The sequence below is a fragment of the Amycolatopsis sp. NPDC114503 genome, assembly GCF_055633655.1.
The window spans coordinates 279,465-296,410 of sequence record NZ_JBVKDT010000005.1 but is presented as its reverse complement, the minus strand read 5'-3'; the positions used below and the strand labels follow the sequence as shown (position 1 = coordinate 296,410).

General features: G+C 68.3%; 16 protein-coding genes. 9 read left to right on the top strand and 7 right to left on the bottom strand.

The genetic code is table 11. The features are described from left to right. Nucleotides 1-60: 60 nt before the first annotated feature. The 3 genes from ACZ7OI_RS23155 (at nucleotide 61) to ACZ7OI_RS23145 (ending at nucleotide 2,655) form a co-directional block, all read left to right on the top strand. Nucleotides 61-570 (top strand): GNAT family N-acetyltransferase, encoded by a 510-nt coding sequence (locus ACZ7OI_RS23155; RefSeq protein WP_470266268.1) that lies wholly within the window; start codon nucleotides 61-63, stop codon nucleotides 568-570. A 59-nt stretch (nucleotides 571-629) separates the two neighbouring features. Next, nucleotides 630-1,496, top strand: a complete 867-nt coding sequence (locus ACZ7OI_RS23150; protein WP_470266267.1) for an SDR family oxidoreductase — start codon at nucleotides 630-632, stop codon at nucleotides 1,494-1,496. A 103-nt stretch (nucleotides 1,497-1,599) separates the two neighbouring features. After that, entirely contained in the window at nucleotides 1,600-2,655 is a 1,056-nt protein-coding gene (locus ACZ7OI_RS23145) for an alpha/beta hydrolase (RefSeq protein ID WP_470266266.1), read from the top strand. On the opposite strand, the gene ACZ7OI_RS23140 is transcribed toward ACZ7OI_RS23145, so the two are convergent. After that, a complete protein-coding gene (locus ACZ7OI_RS23140) occupies nucleotides 2,648-3,043 on the bottom strand; it encodes a hypothetical protein (RefSeq protein ID WP_470266265.1) in 396 nt (131 codons plus the stop codon). The two genes, ACZ7OI_RS23145 and ACZ7OI_RS23140, sit on opposite strands and share 8 nt — an antisense overlap. A gap of 108 nt (nucleotides 3,044-3,151) precedes the next feature. Between ACZ7OI_RS23140 and ACZ7OI_RS23135 the strand changes: the two genes are divergently transcribed. Next, nucleotides 3,152-4,099, top strand: a complete 948-nt coding sequence (locus ACZ7OI_RS23135) for an NADPH:quinone reductase (protein ID WP_470266264.1) — start codon at nucleotides 3,152-3,154, stop codon at nucleotides 4,097-4,099. Here the strand turns inward: ACZ7OI_RS23135 and ACZ7OI_RS23130 are convergent. Continuing rightward, nucleotides 4,096-5,025 carry an NADP-dependent oxidoreductase gene (locus tag ACZ7OI_RS23130; RefSeq protein ID WP_470266263.1) on the bottom strand — a complete coding sequence of 310 codons (930 nt, stop codon included), beginning with the start codon at nucleotides 5,023-5,025 and terminating at the stop codon, nucleotides 4,096-4,098. The genes ACZ7OI_RS23135 and ACZ7OI_RS23130 overlap by 4 nt on opposite strands. 75 nt (nucleotides 5,026-5,100) lie before the next feature. On the opposite strand from ACZ7OI_RS23130, the gene ACZ7OI_RS23125 reads away from it, so the two are divergent. Beyond that, nucleotides 5,101-5,469 (top strand): winged helix-turn-helix transcriptional regulator, encoded by a 369-nt coding sequence (locus ACZ7OI_RS23125; protein WP_470266262.1) that lies wholly within the window; start codon nucleotides 5,101-5,103, stop codon nucleotides 5,467-5,469. Nucleotides 5,470-5,736: 267 nt separating this feature from the next. After that, nucleotides 5,737-6,477, top strand: coding sequence for a hypothetical protein (locus ACZ7OI_RS23120; RefSeq protein ID WP_470266261.1), 741 nt, complete (start codon nucleotides 5,737-5,739; stop codon nucleotides 6,475-6,477). A 45-nt stretch (nucleotides 6,478-6,522) separates the two neighbouring features. Here ACZ7OI_RS23120 and ACZ7OI_RS23115 read toward each other — a convergent pair whose 3' ends face one another. Continuing rightward, entirely contained in the window at nucleotides 6,523-7,083 is a 561-nt protein-coding gene (locus tag ACZ7OI_RS23115; protein ID WP_470266260.1) for a TetR/AcrR family transcriptional regulator, read from the bottom strand. A 37-nt stretch (nucleotides 7,084-7,120) separates the two neighbouring features. Between ACZ7OI_RS23115 and ACZ7OI_RS23110 the strand changes: the two genes are divergently transcribed. Then, a complete protein-coding gene (locus tag ACZ7OI_RS23110; protein ID WP_470266259.1) occupies nucleotides 7,121-8,161 on the top strand; it encodes an alpha/beta fold hydrolase in 1,041 nt (346 codons plus the stop codon). A gap of 70 nt (nucleotides 8,162-8,231) precedes the next feature. Here the strand turns inward: ACZ7OI_RS23110 and ACZ7OI_RS23105 are convergent, their stop codons facing one another. From ACZ7OI_RS23105 to ACZ7OI_RS23090, 4 genes are all read right to left on the bottom strand, one after another. Beyond that, complete coding sequence (locus ACZ7OI_RS23105; RefSeq protein ID WP_470266258.1) at nucleotides 8,232-9,443, bottom strand: acyl-CoA dehydrogenase family protein; 1,212 nt, start codon at nucleotides 9,441-9,443, stop codon at nucleotides 8,232-8,234. A 28-nt stretch (nucleotides 9,444-9,471) separates the two neighbouring features. After that, nucleotides 9,472-10,767 carry an acyl-CoA dehydrogenase family protein gene (locus tag ACZ7OI_RS23100; RefSeq protein ID WP_470266664.1) on the bottom strand — a complete coding sequence of 432 codons (1,296 nt, stop codon included), beginning with the start codon at nucleotides 10,765-10,767 and terminating at the stop codon, nucleotides 9,472-9,474. A gap of 101 nt (nucleotides 10,768-10,868) precedes the next feature. Further along, entirely contained in the window at nucleotides 10,869-12,059 is a 1,191-nt protein-coding gene (locus ACZ7OI_RS23095) for a low temperature requirement protein A (RefSeq protein ID WP_470266257.1), read from the bottom strand. A 44-nt stretch (nucleotides 12,060-12,103) separates the two neighbouring features. Continuing rightward, complete coding sequence (locus ACZ7OI_RS23090; RefSeq protein WP_470266256.1) at nucleotides 12,104-13,294, bottom strand: TetR/AcrR family transcriptional regulator; 1,191 nt, start codon at nucleotides 13,292-13,294, stop codon at nucleotides 12,104-12,106. 160 nt (nucleotides 13,295-13,454) lie between these two features. Here ACZ7OI_RS23090 and ACZ7OI_RS23085 point away from each other — a divergent pair, with 160 nt between their 5' ends. Beyond that, entirely contained in the window at nucleotides 13,455-14,666 is a 1,212-nt protein-coding gene (locus ACZ7OI_RS23085) for an acetyl-CoA C-acetyltransferase (RefSeq protein ID WP_470266255.1), read from the top strand. Nucleotides 14,667-14,673: 7 nt separating this feature from the next. Then, nucleotides 14,674-16,845 (top strand): 3-hydroxyacyl-CoA dehydrogenase NAD-binding domain-containing protein, encoded by a 2,172-nt coding sequence (locus tag ACZ7OI_RS23080; RefSeq protein WP_470266254.1) that lies wholly within the window; start codon nucleotides 14,674-14,676, stop codon nucleotides 16,843-16,845. Nucleotides 16,846-16,946 lie beyond the last annotated feature (101 nt).

The window sequence follows — 16,946 nt, the reverse complement described above, 5'->3', positions numbered from 1 at the left end:
CGCCGGGACGTCCGGGCGGAGTCCCGGCGGCGCTGCTTCAGTTGTCCCTATTGTGGGGATATGGAGTTCACTATCCGGCCTGGGGTTGCCGGAGACGCAGACGTATTGCTGGGGTTCTTCGACGCCGCCGTCGAATGGCTGGTCGCGCGGGGCAGCGCGGGCCAATGGGGCACCGAGCCGTGGAGCAAGATCCCGAAGCGGGCCGAACGGGTGCGCGAGTACGCGGCCGATCCCGAGCTCCGGATCGCGGAGATCGACGGAAAACCCGCGGGTGCGCTGATCCTCGGGCAGGCCATGCCGTACGCGCCGCAGGTCGACGAGCCCGAGCTGTACGTCCGGCTGCTGATCACTTCCCGCCAGTTCACCGGGCATCGGGTCGGCTCGCGGCTGCTGCAGCATGCGATGGACGAGGCGAAACGACGCGGGATCGACCTCGTGCGCGTCGACTGCTGGGCGGGCGGCGACGGCGATCTGCCGCGCTACTACGAGAGTCAGGGCTTCAAGCCGACTGAGCAGTTCACCGTCGACGGCTGGCTCGGTCAGGTCCTCGAGCAACGAGTTGGGGGATAGCGGCGTGGACTGACCCGGAGGACGATATTGGCTAAGTGTCAATAGAGGAGAGGAGTCCGATGGCCAGGCAGTCGCTCTCCGGAAAGGTCGTCGTCGTCACGGGCGGCGCGCAGGGCATCGGGGCAGCTACGGCCGCCGCGCTGCACCGGCGCGGCGCGCGGCTCGTGCTCGGCGACCTCGACCGGGTCCGCGCCGAGAAAACCGCTGGTGAGCTGGGTTCGGACGTGGTCGCGTCGCCGCTGGACGTCACCGACACAGCCGCCTTCACCGCGTTCCTGGACGACGTCGAAAGCACCATCGGGCCGATCGACGTGCTGATCAACAACGCCGGCATCATGCCGCTCTCGCCGCTGGACGAGGAGGACGACGCGGCCACGCGGCGGCTGCTGGAGATCAACGTGCACGCGGTCGTGCACGGCACGCGCGAGGCCGTCAAACGGATGAAGCCGCGCGGTCGCGGGCACATCGTGAACGTGGCATCGATGGCCGGAAAGTCCGGATTCGCCGGTGCGGCCACATATTGCGCGACGAAGCACGCGGTGGTCGGGCTGTCCGAGGCGGTGCGATTGGAGCTGCGCGGCACCGGCGTCGAGGTGTCGTGCGTGATGCCCGCGGTGGTGCGCACGGAACTCGCGTCGGGGCTGGGCGAAGCGCGGTTCATCAAGTCGGTCGGTCCCGAGGATGTCGCGGCGGCGATCGTCGATGCGCTGGAGCGGCCGAAGTTCGACGTATTCGTACCGAAATCGCTCGATCTGACCGGCCGCGTCACCCGGCTGTTCCCGCGCGCGTTCGGCGAATGGCTGGTGCGCGCGCTCGGCGGCGATCAGCTGCTGGCCTCCGCCGCGCATTCGCCCGAGCGCGCCGAGTACGAGAGCCGGGCCGCCCGGAGCGCGCCGTCGTCCGTCCCGCCTGGTGGGAGCGTCTGATGTGGACATGCGCTTGCCGGGTGCTTGCGGGAGTGGCGTGTTGATGCCGCGCCCGCGCGCACGGCAAGATGCCCGGCAGACGACAAGTTCCAGGAGGCGCTGAATGGTTTCCCCACCGGCCCGGTTGGCTGCCGCGGCGGCCAATGTCGTGGGCAAGGTTTTCCAGGGTGGGGTCGCCGATCTGCGGCCGATGCCGAGGGTGCTGATCGACCAGGGGCCGAACCGGTCGGTGTACCGGATGACGCACGGCTCGTCCGAAACGTCGGGCCCGCCGGTGCTGCTGGTGCCGCCGCTGGCCGCGCCCGCGCTGTGCTTCGACCTGCGCCGCGGCTGCAGCCTCATCGAGCACCTGGTGGACGGCGGACGGCCGACCTACCTGGTGGACTACGGCATGGTCGCGTTCTCCGACCGCCGCCTCGGCATCGAGCACTGGATCGACGAGGTGCTGCCGAGGGCGATCCGGAAGGTCAGCGAGGACGCCGGCGGACAGGGCGTGCACCTGGTGTCGTGGTCGCTCGGCGGGATTTTCTCCATGCTGGTCAGCGCGGATCAGCCGGACCTGCCGATCGAATCGATCACCGCGGTCGGCTCGCCGGTCGATTTCACCGCGATCCCGATCGTCGCGCCGTTCCGCCCGCTCGTGGACCTGACCGGCGGGCATCTGCTCACCCCGGTGTACCGGGTGTTCGGCGGCGCACCGTCCTATTTGGTCACCCGGGTGTTCCGGGCCACCGGGATCTCCAAGGAAATCACGAAACCGCTGGCGATCCTGAAAAACCTGGACGACCGCGACTACCTCGCGCAGATCGAGGCGGTGGACCACTTCATGGGCAACATGTACGCCTACCCCGGGCGGACGTTCGGCCAGCTGTACCACCGCCTGTTCCGCACGAACGACCTTGCCGAGGGCACCGTCGACCTGAACGGGCGCAAGATCGGACTGTCCGACGTGAAGGTGCCGATGCTGGTGGTGGCGGGCGAAAACGACACCATCGCGCCGCGCGCGTCGGTGGAACGCGTGGTGCAGCTGCTGGAAAACGCGCCGGAGGTCCGGTTCCGCACCGCGCCGGGCGGGCACCTCGGCGTGCTCACCGGCCGCCGCGCCCGGGGCACGACCTGGCGGTACCTCGACGAATTCCTGGACGACCGGGTCAGCTGACCGAGGGCTGCTGCGGGAAGAACCAGGTGCGGACGTCGCGGGTGAGCAGGGCGCGCAGCGCGAGCCCGGCGAAAATCAGCGGCAGAATGCCGGGCAGGCCCTTGCTGAGCAGCGTGACCAGGCTGTTGAGCACCAGGAGGCCTTCGATGACCGCGGCGGTCACGTAGGCCCATTGCTGGCGCTTCGGCAATACGACCGCGCACACCGCCAGCGCGATGGCGGTCGCGTAGGTGATCACGATGTAGAGCTGGGTGAGGCTGATCAGCTCGACCAGCGAAACGCCGGCCATCCCGGCCAGCAGCAACGGCCCGATCGCGCTCAGCGCGACCTGGATCCACAGGAAGATGCGGGCCTGTTTGAGGTCGGCCGGCGCCACCGGAGCGGTCATGCCGGGCAGATTAGGGCATTTCCGTGCGCTTTCGAGGTTTTTCCGATACCGGAGATCAATCCGAGATCCGCGCGAAGCCGGTAAAAAAACCGGCGGTACCGTGGGCCGGTGATCGCTGCCTACGTGACGTCGCTCGGCGACAGTTCCGAGATCAAGGTCGGCCAGCTCCCGGACCCTGAACCGGGGCCGCGCGAGGTGCTGGTGAAAGTCTCCGCGGTGGCGGTGAACCACGTCGACACCTTCATCCGTTCCGGCGCGTATCCCGCCGACGTTTCGTTCCCGTTCGTGATCGGCCGGGATCTGATCGGCACCGTTGTTTCCTCGCCGGTGAACCGCTTCGCACCCGGCGATCGCGTGTGGTGCAACAGCCTCGGCCACGACGGCCGGCAGGGTTCCTTCGCCGAGTATTGCGCGGTTCCCGAGGACCGGCTGTATCTCTTGCCGGACGGGGTTTCCGACGACGCCGTCGCCGTCCTGCACACCGCCGCCACCGCGTATCTGGGCCTTTTCGAGCACGCCGACGCCGGTTACGGCGAGACGATCGCGGTGCTCGGCGCGGGCGGCGGCGTCGGCAGCGCGGTCGTCCAACTTGCTTCCACGGCGGGCCTGCGCGTCATCGCGACCGCCCGCGCCGACGACGCGGAATGGTGCCGGGAGTGCGGTGCCGACGAAGTTTTCGACTACACCGATCCCGACCTCTACCGCAAACTCCCCGCGGTGGATCTGTTGTGGGACAATGCAGGCCAACACGATCTGGTCTCGGCAGTGCCGCTGTTGTCCCGTGGCGGCCGCATCGTCGCGATGGCCGGAATGCAGTCGACCCCGACGCTGCCGATCGGCGAGCTGTACACGCGCGACGCGAGCATTCGCGGTTTCGCGATCAGCAACGCCGGTGTCGCCGCACTGGGTTCCGCCGCCCGCGTCATCAACCGGGCCTTGTCCACCGGAATCCTTCGCCCCCGGGTCGGCACTCGCCTGCCCCTGTCGTCGGCCGCCGAGGCGCACCGATTGCTGGAATCAGGCGAGGCGCGAGGCCGGATTGTGCTGACGGTCTAGGGCAGGCGTAGAACGACTTTTCCCTGGAGATGGCCGCCGTCCAGCAGCCGATGCGCGTCGGCGACGCGCTCGAACGGGAACGTCTCCTGCACGTGGACCCGAAGCTTGCCCTGCTCGACGAGCGCGACCAGCCCGCGCAGACCGACCGGATCCGGATCGACCCCGATACCGCTGAAGCGCCTCCCCGCTGCCTCGAACTTCGCGATCAGCTCCGTGTCCTCGTCGGCTACCGCCGTCACCAGATGTCCTCCATCGCGGAGAACTCCGAGCGACCGCTCGACGGTGTCGCCGCCGAGAGTGTCGAGCACAACGTCGATGTCGCGGACCACCTCGGCGAAGTCGACCTTCTGGTAGTCGATGACTTCGTCGGCGCCGAGCCCCTCGACGAACTCGCGCTTGCTCTCGCTGGCAGTCGCGATCACGTGCGCGCCAAGGGCTTTCGCAAGCTGGATCGCGACGTGCCCGACTCCGCCGCCACCGCCGTGAATCAGCACCCGGTCGCCCGCTGTCACGCCGCCGAGGTCGACCAGCCCCTGCCACGCTGTCAGCCCGACCACCGGCAACGCCGCGGCCTCGACGTGCGAAAGCGCCTCCGGCTTGCGCACCAGATGCAATGCCGGAGCAGCCACGACTTCGGCGTAAGCGTTGGCCGCGCGGGGAAACAGCGGCATTCCGAACACCTCGTCGCCGGGCCGGAACCGCCAGGTCAACGCCTCTTCGACCACGCCGCTCACGTCCCATCCGAGGATGAACGGAGGCTCGCCGAGCAACGGGAATTCGCCGGCGCGCAGCCGGGCTTCCAACGGATTGAGCCCGATCGCCTTGACGCGAACAAGGACCTCGGTCGGCACTGCCCGGGGCTGGGGCGCGTCCACGATCGTGAGCACCTCGGGACCGCCGAGCTTCTGCTGGGTGATGACTCGCATGACTCTCCTGGTTTCTGGAGGGGAACGAAAACCAGGCTAGGATTCCGATAGGTACCAGCGGGTACCTTTGATCCCATGAGCGACTACGGTCCCGGCGGGCTCTTTCTCGCCGACTGCCCGGCGCGCCTCGCGGTGGAGCTGATCGCCGACAAGTGGACGGTGGTCGTGCTCGCCGGCCTCTGCGAGGGCCCGGTGCGGCACGGCGACCTGGCCGGGTTGATCGGCGGCATTTCCCGGAAGGTGCTCACCCAGACGCTGCGCCGGCTGGAAGCGCACGGGCTGGTTCGTCGTGAGGCGTATGCGGAGGCTCCGCCGAGGGTGGAGTACGAGCTGACGCCGTTGGGAGCGACGTTGATCGAGCCGATCCACACCTTGACGGAGTGGGCACGGGCGAACGGGGACGCGGTTCTTGAAGCGCTGGATTCAGCCTCCCAGAATGGCTGATAGATCATCTCTGTGCCGCGTTTTCATTTGCGCCGATCTGCTTTTGCTGCGCTTTTCGTAATTGCTGCGTCTGCTCTAGTGGTCACGATTCGGGTTCGGAACGGCGTCGGCTGACGACAGGCTGCAACAAGGGAGCCCTCGCGAGCGATCCGCAGGTCACTGCAGTCGGCAGAGGGGAGGCCGATCGTGATCCAGGGGGCGAGTATACCGCCGCTGACGGCGCGCCCTCGGTTCCGAAATTACGCACTCCATCAAACGGAAAATACCATGAGCGTTTCAGAAGATCGCGGCGTAGTCGAGTTCGAAGAAGCCGACCACCAGCACAGCCGGTTGAGACGGCGGATGGAGCTGGAGTTCGTCAAAGACGGGCTGGACCTCTCCTCGCTCGAGGCGCAGTCCGTCGAGGAACTTCGCTCGTCGTTGGAGCGGCTCGACGCGGTGACCGTTCGGCAGCGGAAGAAGCTCACTCAGAACAAGAAAGCGCTGGCGGCGGAGAGTGTGACGAAAGGGCATTCGGACGTCGCTCGCAAAGTGAATTCAAGTCGCAGCGCCCTGAAGTTTTGCCTGGAGCGGCGCGAGCAGATCCTTGAGCTGATCAACGGACTGACCGTCGGGCAGGAGATCGGCAAGCTCAGAAACGCGGTGTCCGTGGTCGACGACGCCGGAACCAAGGAGAAATTCGACCAGTTGCTCGGCGAGTTCGAGAGCAAGACCGGAAAGATCGGCGGGGAGCTGAAGGAAACCAGCCGGAAGATCGCCGAGGTCGAGGCAGCGGCGATGGCCGCGGAAATCGACAAATACGAGCGGAAAGCCAAGGTGTGGCAGAACTTCCTCGCCAAGGAATCCGTCGCGACCTACGTCGGTGCGGCGATCCTGCTGGTGATGTGTCTCTCCGTGGTGGCCGCGATGTTCGCTCGCGTGGAGATCAACCAGGTGCTGTCCAGTGCTTTCCTGCTGGTGCTGGGGTACTTCTTCGGGCAATCCACCGGGAAGAAGCAAATGGAATAGCGGCTGGATCAGTTCGGTCTTCCCCGGCCCGCTATGACCGGTGCGTCACCCGTCGGCGAGGCGTTGAATGGTGGTGCTCAGCCAGGCCTCGAGATCGGCGGGGTCGCCGAGTTCGGAACGCAGGACGCGGCGGCGGGTCGAGACGCCGAGCACGAAGGCGTCGATCGCCGCGGCTCGGCTGCGGGCGTCCGCGTCGTCCAGGCCGCTGTCGCGCAGATAGCGGTGCAGCGGCTCCAGCGAGTTCGTGTCGAGAAAGGCGGCCAGCGCCTCCGCCGCCTCCGGGCGTTCGCCGGACGCGCGTTGCAGCGCGAGCAGCGGATCCTCCCCCGGGGCACCGAACCAGCGCTGGACGATGCTTGCCGCGAGACGCGAACCCAGCGCTGAACGGTTGCCGTCGAAGGAATCCAGGACCGGGATCTCCACCCGGGTCGCCGCCAGGAAAAGGCCGTCCTTGCCGCCGAAATAACGCGTGATGAGGTTGGGGGACACCCCGGCCGCGTCGGCCACGCCCTTGACCGTGCTCGCCGCGTATCCGTGCCGGGCGAACTGGCGTCGGGCGTGCTCCAGAATCCGCTGCCGGGTGGCGGCGGCATTGCGCGAAGTCATGTGTATGAGCGTACACATCTTGTGTACGCTCATACACATGGACGGTGAAATGCGGGAACGACTCCGGCGGACGCGGCGTGTCACGAGCCCGTGGAGTGCCGACGGGACGCGCGGCATCGGCGGCGCCCGCCTTGACGAACTGCTCGAACGCTGGGCGAACGGGTACGACTGGGGCGTGCACGAGCGCCGCATCGGCGAGTTTCCCTGGGAAACGGTGCAGACAGGCGACACCGAGCTGCGGGTGATCCACCAGCGGTCCGCGGATCCCGATGCCCCGGTGGTCGTGCTGCTGCACGGCTGGCCTGATTCGGTGTTGCGGTTCGAGCGCGTCCTGCCGTTGCTCGCGGACGCGCACGTGGTGGCGCCCGCGCTGCCGGGCTTCCCGTTCGCGGCTCCGCTCACCGGGCCCGGCATGTCGGTCAACCGGATCGCCGGGATCGTCGCGGACGCTCTCGAGGAACTCGGCTACCCGCGCTACACGGTGTCCGGCGGCGACGTGGGCGGCACCGTCGCGGAACTCCTCGCGGCCGAACATCCGGATCGGGTGGCTGCCCTGCATCTCACGAACATCGCCCCGCAGCACGCATTCACGGCGGACCCGGCGAAGCTGGCGCCCGACGCGAAGGACTACCTCGTCCGGGCCGCGCAATGGTTCCGGACCGAGGGCGGGTACATCGCGATGCAGTCGACGCGGCCGGACACGCTCGCGGTCGCCCTCGGCGACTCGCCCGCCGGCCTCGCGGCGTGGATCGTCGAGAAGCTGGAGTCCTGGTCCGACGGGCCAGCTTTCACCACGGACGAGCTTCTTACCTGGGTCACCGCCTACTGGGCCACCGGCACGATCGGCACCTCGTTCGCCACCTACGCCGAACCGGCCACCGTCCCCGACCGGATCGACACGCCGACCGTGCTCTCGGTGTTCCCGCATGACACCAAACCGGAGCCGCGGAGCTATGCCGAGGCGTTCGTGAACGTCCGCGAGTACGTGGAACACCCTGCTGGTGGCCACTTCGCAGCCTGGGAACAGCCTGTGGCGTATGCCGACGACGTACGCCGGGCAATCAAACTGGGCGGTTGAAACGGAAACCGCCCGACCGCTGTCTCTTGGTGGGGAGACATCGGACGGGCGGGTTTCTCTTATGCCGCAATTACTTCAGCTGTGCGCTGGTCTTCCCGAGGATCCGTCGAGCCACGATCAACTGCTGAATCTGCTGCGTCCCCTCGAAAATATCCAGAATCTTGGCATCCCGGGACCACTTCTCCAGCAGCGATTCCTCCGTATACCCATACGCCCCAGCAAGTTCCACACACTTCAGCGTCACGTCGACCACAGTCCGACCAGCCTTGGCCTTAGCCATCGACGCCTGCAGCGAGTTCGGCTGACGGTTGTCCGCCATCCACGCCGACTCCAGCGTCAGCAGATACGCAGCCTCGTAGTCCGCTTCCAGCTGCAGGAAAGTCGCGGCCGCGGCGTGCTGCGTCAAAGCCGGACGGTCGTAATCGATGACCACACCGGCTTCGGTCAGGACGCGGCGAGTCTCGTCCAGTGCCGCACGCGCGACGCCGATCGCCATCGCGGCCACCAGCGGGCGGGTGTTGTCGAAGGTCTGCATGACCCCGGCGAAACCCTTGGCGGTGTCGATTTCCGGCGTGCCCAAGAGGTTTTCGCGCGGAACTCGGCAGTTTTCGAAGCGCAGCACGGCGGTGTCGGACGCGCGGATGCCCAGTTTGTGCTCCACGCGCACGACCTCGAAGCCGGGCGTGCCCTTCTCCACCACGAACGACTTGATCGCGGCGCGGCCCTTCGTGCGGTCCAGCGTCGCCCAGACCACGACGGCGTCGGCGCGCTGGCCGGACGTCACGAAGATCTTTTCGCCGTTCAGGATGTAGTCGTCGCCATCCTCGGTGGCCGTCGTGGTGATGGCGGCCGAGTCTGAACCGCAGCCGGGTTCGGTGATCGCCATCGCGGCCCACAAGCCCTTGAAGCGCTCAAGCTGCTCGTCGGTCGCGACGGAGCCGATCGCGGCGTTGCCGAGGCCCTGGCGCGGCATGGACAGCAGCAGGCCGACGTCGCCCCAGCACATTTCGATCGTGCCGAGCACCACGTTCAGGTTGGCGCCGTTGCGGTTTCCCTTGGGGCCGTCGTCCTTTTCGGACCGTCGCACGCCGGCCGCGCCCGCCCCGCCCTCGCCGGAGGAGTTCAGGCCGTCCAGCAGCGCGGCGAACATGTCCAATTCGGACGGGTAGGTGTGCTCGGCGCGGTCGTACTTGCGCGAGATCGGCCGGAACACCTCGGCCGCGGCCTGGTACGCCTGGTTGATCAGCGCGCCGGCCTTCTTCGGAGCTTCCAGGTTGATCATGAGTTGCCTTTCGGAGCAAGAAAAAGGATCAGAGGAGGACGGCGCCTTCCATCACGCCGATCGCCCGCAGGTCGCGGTACCAGCGCTCCACCGGGTGCTCCTTCACGAACCCGTGCCCGCCCAGCAACTGCACGCCGGCGTTGCCGATCTGCATGCCCTTGTCGGTGGCGAGCTTCCGGGCGAGCGCGGCTTCCCGCGCGTACTCCTTGCCCTGCTCGGCCCGGGCGGCCGCGCGCAGCGTGACCAGGCGCAGGCCTTCCAGCTCGATCGCGATGTCCGCCACCGAGAACGCGACCGCCTGCCGGTGGCTGATCGGCTCGCCGAACGCGGTGCGCTCGTTCACGTAAGGCACGACGTAGTCCAGCACGGCCTTGCCGACGCCGGCGGCGAGCGCCGCCCAGCCGAGCCGGGAAAGCCTGACCACCTCGGTGAAAACGTCCGCCTTGCCGCCGCCGAGCAGTGCGCCCGCGGGCAGCGAAACCTTCTCCAGGTGCAGCTTTCCGGTCGCCGCGCCGCGCAGGCCCATCGCGGGTTCGGATTCGATCGTCACGCCCGCGTTGGACGATTCGACCAGGAACAGAGCCGGTCCGCGGCCTTCCAGGTCGGCCGAGACGAGGAACAGTTCGGCCTCCGCCGCGCGCGGGACGAGCGACTTGACGCCGTCGAGCTGGTAGCCCTTCGGGGTGCGCTTCGCCTTGGTGGCGGGCTTGAACGGGTCGAACAGCGGCGTCCGCTCCAGCAGCGCGAGCGCCGCGGCGGGCACCTGCTCGCCGGTGAACGCGGGCACGTAATCGGCCTGCTGCTGTTCGTCGCCCCACGCGACCAGCGCGGTGCTTACTGCGGACGGGGCCAGCACGGCCACCGCGAGTCCGAGGTCTCCGTGCGCGAGCGCCTCCGCGACCAGCGCGTTCGTGACGACCGAACGCTCAGTGCCCGCGCCGCCCAGCTCCTCCGGAATGCCGACGAGGCTGATGCCCAGCTCGGCCGCGCGGCTCAGCAGACCCTCCGGAGCGGCGAGCTTCTCGTCGGCGTCCGCGGCGGCCGGGCGCAGCTGCTCCGCGGCGAACTCGCTGACCGTCTCGACGATGAGCTTCTGGTCCTCGTCCGGCGTGAGGTCGAACAGCCCGCGGTCGTCCGGCTTCGCCAGCCGGGCCGGCTTGCCCAGCCGCTGGACCGAGGTGAACGACCTGGTCGCCGCCCCCGCCGCGCGGAAACCGCTCCGGGTCCCCGTCTTGACCAGGTTCTGCACCGGTCCGCGCAGCCCGACCCGGTCGATCGCCTTGCTCCCGGCCAACCGGGTGAGCGCGGCCAGGCCGAGGCCCATCGCGTCTCGTTTCCTTGGCGCAGCCATGCAGCATCTCCCTCGCGTTACCTACTCACGAGTAGGTTAACGTGGCGACGCGGAATCCGCCAGTGCGGCCCGGCTCACTCGACTACTGGCCGCCGGGCCAGCGAGGTGCGTTCGAACGCGATGAGCAGCAGGACCGAGGCCGTGACGATCAGCAACAGCAAGGCCGCGGGGACGTGTCCGAGCAGCGGGGTGAGCGCGAGCAGAGCCGCCGCGAGCACGAGACGCTGCCGGTTCCAGGTGCCGACGTTGCGCCGCCGCAGCGAGCTGAGCGCGACCAGGTACAGCGCGAGCCCTCCGGTCAGCGCCCACAGTGCGACGCCGTGCAGCGCGTCGGCCGGGCTGTGGTGCACACCGTCGGACAGCGTGAGGAACGTCTTCTTCAACCCGAGCGCGACGAGGACGATCCCGGCGATCAGCGGCAGGTGCAGATAGGTGTAGGAGTCGGTGGCGATTTTGGCGCGCGCGATGCCGTGGGCGCGGGCCAGTTTGCGTTCGGCGACGTGCGCGACGAGGTCGAAGTACGTCCACCACATCCCGGCGGCGAGCGCGATCCCGCAGATCGCCGACCCGGCGATGAGCCACGTGATCGGCACGTGCCCGATCCCGATGCCGATCGCCACGACCGATTCGCCCAGCGCGATGATCACGATCAGCCCGAACCGCTCGGCGAAGTGCGCCGGCGAGTGCACTCGCCAGCCTGTCGGGCCGGAGAGATAGACGTTGATGTAGTCCACCAGCAGCGCGACCACCCACAACGCCAGTTGCCACAGACCGCCCACGACGTCGGCGACGGCCAGCAAAGCCAGGCTCGGAAGGAGCCCGCGCAGCATCAGCCGCAGCACCCGGCGCAGTTCGGCGTCGTGCTGAGCGGCGCCGAAGTAGGCGACGATGTGCAGCAGTCGCACGACGCCGTAACAGGCGACGAACAGCAACGGGCCGTCGAGCCCGCCCGGCTCGTTGGTGAGCGCCTGCGGCACTGCGAGCGCGACAAGGAACATCACCGCCATCGCCCCGAACATCGCCAGCCGCGCGATGCCGTGGTCGACATGGACGGTCGTGCCGAGCCACGCGTAGCTGCACCAGCACCACCACAGCACCATCAGCACCAGCAGCCCCTCGCCGACTCCGAGCAGGCTCAGGTGCCCGGACATCAGCTCGGTCGTCTGCGTGATGGCGTAGACGAAGACCAGGTCGAAGAAAAGCTCGATGGTCGTGACGCGGTGGCCTTCGTCCGCGCGAACCAGATGCAACCGTCTCGTGGGCACGGCAGATGCTTACACGTCCGGGGGAGCGGGAGGGGCGGTTTCGCCTAGAGCGTGCGGTCGAGTCCGAGAACCGCGTGCAGCACCGCCGTCAGCTCGGTCTGCAGATGCGGCCTGCTCTTGATCCGCCCGGTCCGGCTCAGGTCGTTCGCGATCGTCAGCGCCGCGTGCACCCGGATCTTCGCCTCGCGCGCCGGAAGCTCCGGAAACACCGCGCACAGCAAGGAAACCCATTGATCGACGTAGTCGCGCTGGACGCGGCGCAGATCGGCTTTGTCCCGCTCCGGCATGGTCACGCGGTCGGCCGTAAACGACACCAGGAGTTCCGGCGTGCGCAGCAGAATGTGCACATACGACGCGGCAAGCCGCCCCAGCGCCGACCGTTCGTCGGGAGCCTGCAGCGCCTGCTCGGCGGCGAGTGCGAGCCGGTCCGCCGCGCGGTGTCCGATTGCGACCATCAGCGCGCCCTTGCTAGGGAAGTGCCGGTACACGCTCGGCCCGGCGATGCCCGCCGCCGCGCCGATGTCTTCCATGCTCACCGTGTGGAAGCCGCGTTCGGCGAAGAGGCCGGTCGCGGCGGTCAGGACCTGCTCGCGGCGGGACGGCGTGCCGAGGCTGCTCGCGACCGGCGGCGCGGGCTCGGCGGGAACCGGGAGCGAGACGTTGAGCACCTCCAGCGCCAGCTCGACCAGCAGCGGCACGAAGCGTTTGCGTGCCACCGAGGTGTGGTGCACCGCGACGCTCCCGAAAACCGACAGCGCGGCCCAGCACAGCAGTTCGGCCTCGTCCACGGACAGCTCCGGACGCAGCGTGAGCAGGGCTTTCGTCCACGCGTCGAGCACCGCGCCGGACCGGCGGCGGATCTCCCGGCGCTGCTCGCGCGGCAGGTGCGGACCTTCCCAGCGCCACAGCGCGGCGATCTCACGGCGCTCGACCGCCTGCGTCGCGAGGCCGGTGAGCAGGGCGTCCAGCTGGGAAAGCGGCGGCGCGGAATCGGCGAGCGCGGCCGCGGTGGCCGACTCCATGTCGTCGATCCCGGCGAGCACGACGTAGGCGAGGATCGCCTGCTTGTCGGCGAAATGCCGGTACAGCGCGGGTCCGGTCACGCCCGCCGCCGCGGCGATGTCGTTGATCCCGACGCCGTGGAACCCCCGCGCCCGGAACAGCTCGGCCGCCACGGCGGCCAGCTGGGCCTTGCGGTCGCGAGGCCGCGTGCCGCGGGAGGGAGACGTACTCATGGTGAACTGACCATAGCGTGAATCGAAACTACGGCAACCCATTGACACCATGGGGTTCATCGGGCTTATGTTAATGGCCATTAGCACCTACTGGCCGGTATAGTCGACGGCGAGATACACCGCAGTGTCCATCCATGCCGCTTCGCGGAGGAGTTGTTCAGTGAGTAGCGAGGCCTACATCTACGAGGCGTTGCGCACGCCCCGGGGCAAGAACAAGGGCGGTGCCCTGCACGGCACCAAGCCGGTCGACCTGGTGGTCGGCCTCATCCAGGAGCTGAAGGTCCGCCACCCGAACCTCGATCCGCAGACGATCGACGACATCGTGCTCGGCGTCGTGTCCCCGGTGGGCGAGCAGGGCGCGGACATCGCGCGCACCGCCGCGCTCGTCGCGGGCCTGCCGCAGACGGTCGCGGGCGTGCAGCTCAACCGGTTCTGCGCGTCCGGGCTGGAAGCCACCAACGTCGCGGCGCAGAAGGTCCGCTCCGGCTGGGACCAGCTGGTCATCGCGGGCGGCGTGGAATCCATGTCGCGGGTGCCGATGGGTTCGGACGGCGGCGCGCTGTTCATGGACCCGGCCACCGCGTACGACCAGTACATCGCCCCGCAGGGCATCGGCGCGGACCTGATCGCGACGATGGAGGGCTTCTCCCGCGAAGACGTCGACGCGTTCGCGGTCCGCTCGCAGGAGAAGGCCGAGGCGGCCTGGTCCGGCGGCTACTTCGCGAAGTCCGTGGTGCCGGTGAAGGACATGAACGGCGTCACGATCCTCGACCACGACGAGCACCGCCGTCCGGGGTCCACTGTGGAGGGTCTGGCGAAGCTCAAGCCCGCCTTCACCACGATCGGCGAGATGGGCGGGTTCGACGCCGTCGCGCTCCAGAAGTACCACCAGGTCGAGAAGATCGACCACGTGCACACCGGCGGCAACTCGTCCGGCATCGTCGACGGGTCGGCCATCGTCCTGGTCGGCAGCGAGGAAGCGGGCAAGCGGGCCGGTCTCACGCCGCGGGCGCGCATCGTCGCCACCGCCTCGATCGGCTCCGAGCCGACGATCATGCTGACCGGTCCGACCCCGGCCACCGAAAAGGTCCTGAAGACCGCGGGCCTGACCCCGGACGACATCGATCTGTGGGAGCTCAACGAGGCGTTCGCGTCCGTCGTGCTCAAGTGGCAGAAGGACTTCGACCTGCCGGACGAGAAGATCAACGTCAACGGCGGCGCGATCGCCATGGGCCACCCGCTCGGCGCCACCGGCGCGATGCTGGTCGGCACCGTGGTCGACGAGCTGGAACGCCGCGAGGCGCGCCGGGCCCTGGTGACCCTGTGCATCGGCGGCGGCATGGGTGTCGCGACCATCATCGAGCGGGTGTGAGGACCGAATGACCGAGAGCAAGACCATCCGCTGGGACAAGGATTCCGACGGCATCGTCACGCTGACCCTGGACGACCCGGACCAGTCGGCCAACACGATGAACCAGGCCTTCCGCGAGTCGCTCGCCGCGACCGTGGACCGGCTCGAAGCCGAGAAGGACGACATCGCCGGTGTCGTGCTCACCTCGGCGAAGAAGACCTTCTTCGCCGGCGGCGACCTGCGCGACCTGATCCAGGCGCAGCCGGAGCACGCGGCCGAGATCACCGCGTCCAGCACCGCGATGAAGGGCCAGATGCGCCGGCTCGAGCAGCTCGGCAAGCCGGTCGTCGCGGCGATCAACGGCGCGGCGCTCGGCGGCGGCCTCGAAATCGCGCTGGCGACGCACCACCGCATCGCGGCCGACGTCAAGGGCAGCCAGATCGGCCTTCCCGAGGTCACCCTGGGCCTGCTGCCCGGCGGCGGCGGCGTGGTCCGCACCGTGCGGCTGCTCGGCATCCAGAGCGCGCTGCTGAACGTGCTGCTGCAGGGCCAGCGGCTCAAGCCGCGCAAGGCGCTGGAGCTGGGCCTGGTGCACGAGGTCGTGGACACCGTCGACGAGCTGGTGCCCGCCGCGAAGGCGTGGATCAAGGCCAACCCCGAGGGCGGCGTGCAGCCGTGGGACGTCAAGGGCTACAAGATCCCGGGCGGCACCCCCTCGAACCCGAGCTTCGCGGCGAACCTGCCCGCGTTCCCGGCGAACCTGCGCAAGCAGCTCAAGGGCGCGCCGATGCCCGCGCCGCGCGCGATCCTGGCCGCCGCGATCGAGGGTTCGCAGGTCGACTTCGACACCGCGATCCAGGTCGAGACGCGCTACTTCGTCAGCCTGGCCATCGGGCAGGTTTCGAAGAACATGACCAAGGCGTTCTTCTTCGACCTGCAGTCGATCAACTCCGGCGGTTCGCGTCCGGACGGGTTCGAGAAGTACACCGCCAAGAAGGTCGGCGTGCTCGGCGCCGGGATGATGGGCGCGGCGATCGCTTACGTGTCCGCGAAGGCGGGCATCGACGTGGTCCTCAAGGACGTCTCGCAGGAGGCGGCTGACAAGGGCAAGGGCTACGCGGTCAAGCTCGAGGAGAAGGCGCTCTCGCGCGGCAAGACCACGCAGGAGAAGTCGGACGCGCTGCTGGCGCGGATCAAGCCGACCGCCGACCCGGCCGACTTCGCGGGCGTCGACTTCGTGATCGAGGCCGTGTTCGAGAGCGTCGAGCTGAAGCACAAGGTGTTCGGCGAGATCGAGAGCATCGTCAACGCCGACGCGGTGCTGGGCTCGAACACCTCGACCCTGCCGATCACCGCGCTGGCCGAGGGCGTGCAGCGGACCGAGGACTTCATCGGGATCCACTTCTTCTCGCCGGTGGACAAGATGCCGCTGGTCGAGATCATCTGCGGGGAGAAGACGTCGCCGGCCACGCTGGCGAAGGTCTTCGACTACACCCTGCAGATCCGCAAGACCCCGATCGTCGTCAACGACAGCCGCGGCTTCTTCACCTCGCGGGTCATCGGCACCTTCATCAACGAGGCCGTGGCCGCGCTGGGCGAGGGCGTCGAGCCGGCGTCGATCGAGCAGGCGGGTTCGCAGGCCGGTTACCCGGCGCCGCCGCTGCAGCTGATGGACGAGCTGACCCTGACGCTGCCGCGCAAGATCCGGGCGGAAACCCGCGCCGCGATCGAGGCCGAGGGCGGCACCTGGACGCCGCACGCGTCCGAGGCCGTCATCGACACGATGCTCGACAAGTACGACCGCAAGGGCCGTTCCACCGGAGCGGGCTTCTACGAGTACGACGAGAACGGCAAGCGCACCGGTCTGTGGCCGGGCCTGCGCGAGGCGTTCAACTCGGGTTCGGCGGACGTGCCGTTCGAGGACCTCAAGGAGCGCATGCTCTTCGCCGAGGCGCTGGAAACGGTGAAGTGCTTCGACGAGGGCGTCCTGACCACGGTCGCGGACGCCAACATCGGGTCCATCTTCGGCATCGGCTTCCCGGCCTGGACTGGCGGCGTGATCCAGTACATCAACCAGTACGAGGGCGGGCTGCAGGGCTTCGTGGACCGGGCCCGCGAACTGGCGGCGCGGTACGGCAGCCACTTCGAGCCGCCGCAGTCGCTGGTGGAGAAGGCCGCCAAGGGCGAGATTTACGAATAAAGGAATATTCTTCGCGGGGCCGCTCCGGATTTTCCGGGGCGGCCCCGTTTTCATGATTATCGAGAATTATTTCTGCTGTTTTCGTAATTTGATCAAGGGGC

What these genes read in the sequence shown, in the direction of transcription:
- ACZ7OI_RS23155 (WP_470266268.1), top strand. Translation starts at nt 61, where the DNA reads ATGGAGTTCACTATCCGGCCTGGGGTTGCCGGAGACGCAGACGTATTG.
- ACZ7OI_RS23150 (WP_470266267.1), top strand. Translation starts at nt 630, where the DNA reads ATGGCCAGGCAGTCGCTCTCCGGAAAGGTCGTCGTCGTCACGGGCGGC.
- ACZ7OI_RS23145 (WP_470266266.1), top strand. Translation starts at nt 1,600, where the DNA reads ATGGTTTCCCCACCGGCCCGGTTGGCTGCCGCGGCGGCCAATGTCGTG.
- ACZ7OI_RS23140 (WP_470266265.1), bottom strand. Translation starts at nt 3,043, where the DNA reads ATGACCGCTCCGGTGGCGCCGGCCGACCTCAAACAGGCCCGCATCTTC.
- ACZ7OI_RS23130 (WP_470266263.1), bottom strand. Translation starts at nt 5,025, where the DNA reads ATGCGAGTCATCACCCAGCAGAAGCTCGGCGGTCCCGAGGTGCTCACG.
- ACZ7OI_RS23125 (WP_470266262.1), top strand. Translation starts at nt 5,101, where the DNA reads ATGAGCGACTACGGTCCCGGCGGGCTCTTTCTCGCCGACTGCCCGGCG.
- ACZ7OI_RS23120 (WP_470266261.1), top strand. Translation starts at nt 5,737, where the DNA reads ATGAGCGTTTCAGAAGATCGCGGCGTAGTCGAGTTCGAAGAAGCCGAC.
- ACZ7OI_RS23115 (WP_470266260.1), bottom strand. Translation starts at nt 7,083, where the DNA reads ATGACTTCGCGCAATGCCGCCGCCACCCGGCAGCGGATTCTGGAGCAC.
- ACZ7OI_RS23110 (WP_470266259.1), top strand. Translation starts at nt 7,121, where the DNA reads ATGGACGGTGAAATGCGGGAACGACTCCGGCGGACGCGGCGTGTCACG.
- ACZ7OI_RS23105 (WP_470266258.1), bottom strand. Translation starts at nt 9,443, where the DNA reads ATGATCAACCTGGAAGCTCCGAAGAAGGCCGGCGCGCTGATCAACCAG.
- ACZ7OI_RS23100 (WP_470266664.1), bottom strand. Translation starts at nt 10,767, where the DNA reads ATGGGCCTCGGCCTGGCCGCGCTCACCCGGTTGGCCGGGAGCAAGGCG.
- ACZ7OI_RS23090 (WP_470266256.1), bottom strand. Translation starts at nt 13,294, where the DNA reads ATGAGTACGTCTCCCTCCCGCGGCACGCGGCCTCGCGACCGCAAGGCC.
- ACZ7OI_RS23080 (WP_470266254.1), top strand. Translation starts at nt 14,674, where the DNA reads ATGACCGAGAGCAAGACCATCCGCTGGGACAAGGATTCCGACGGCATC.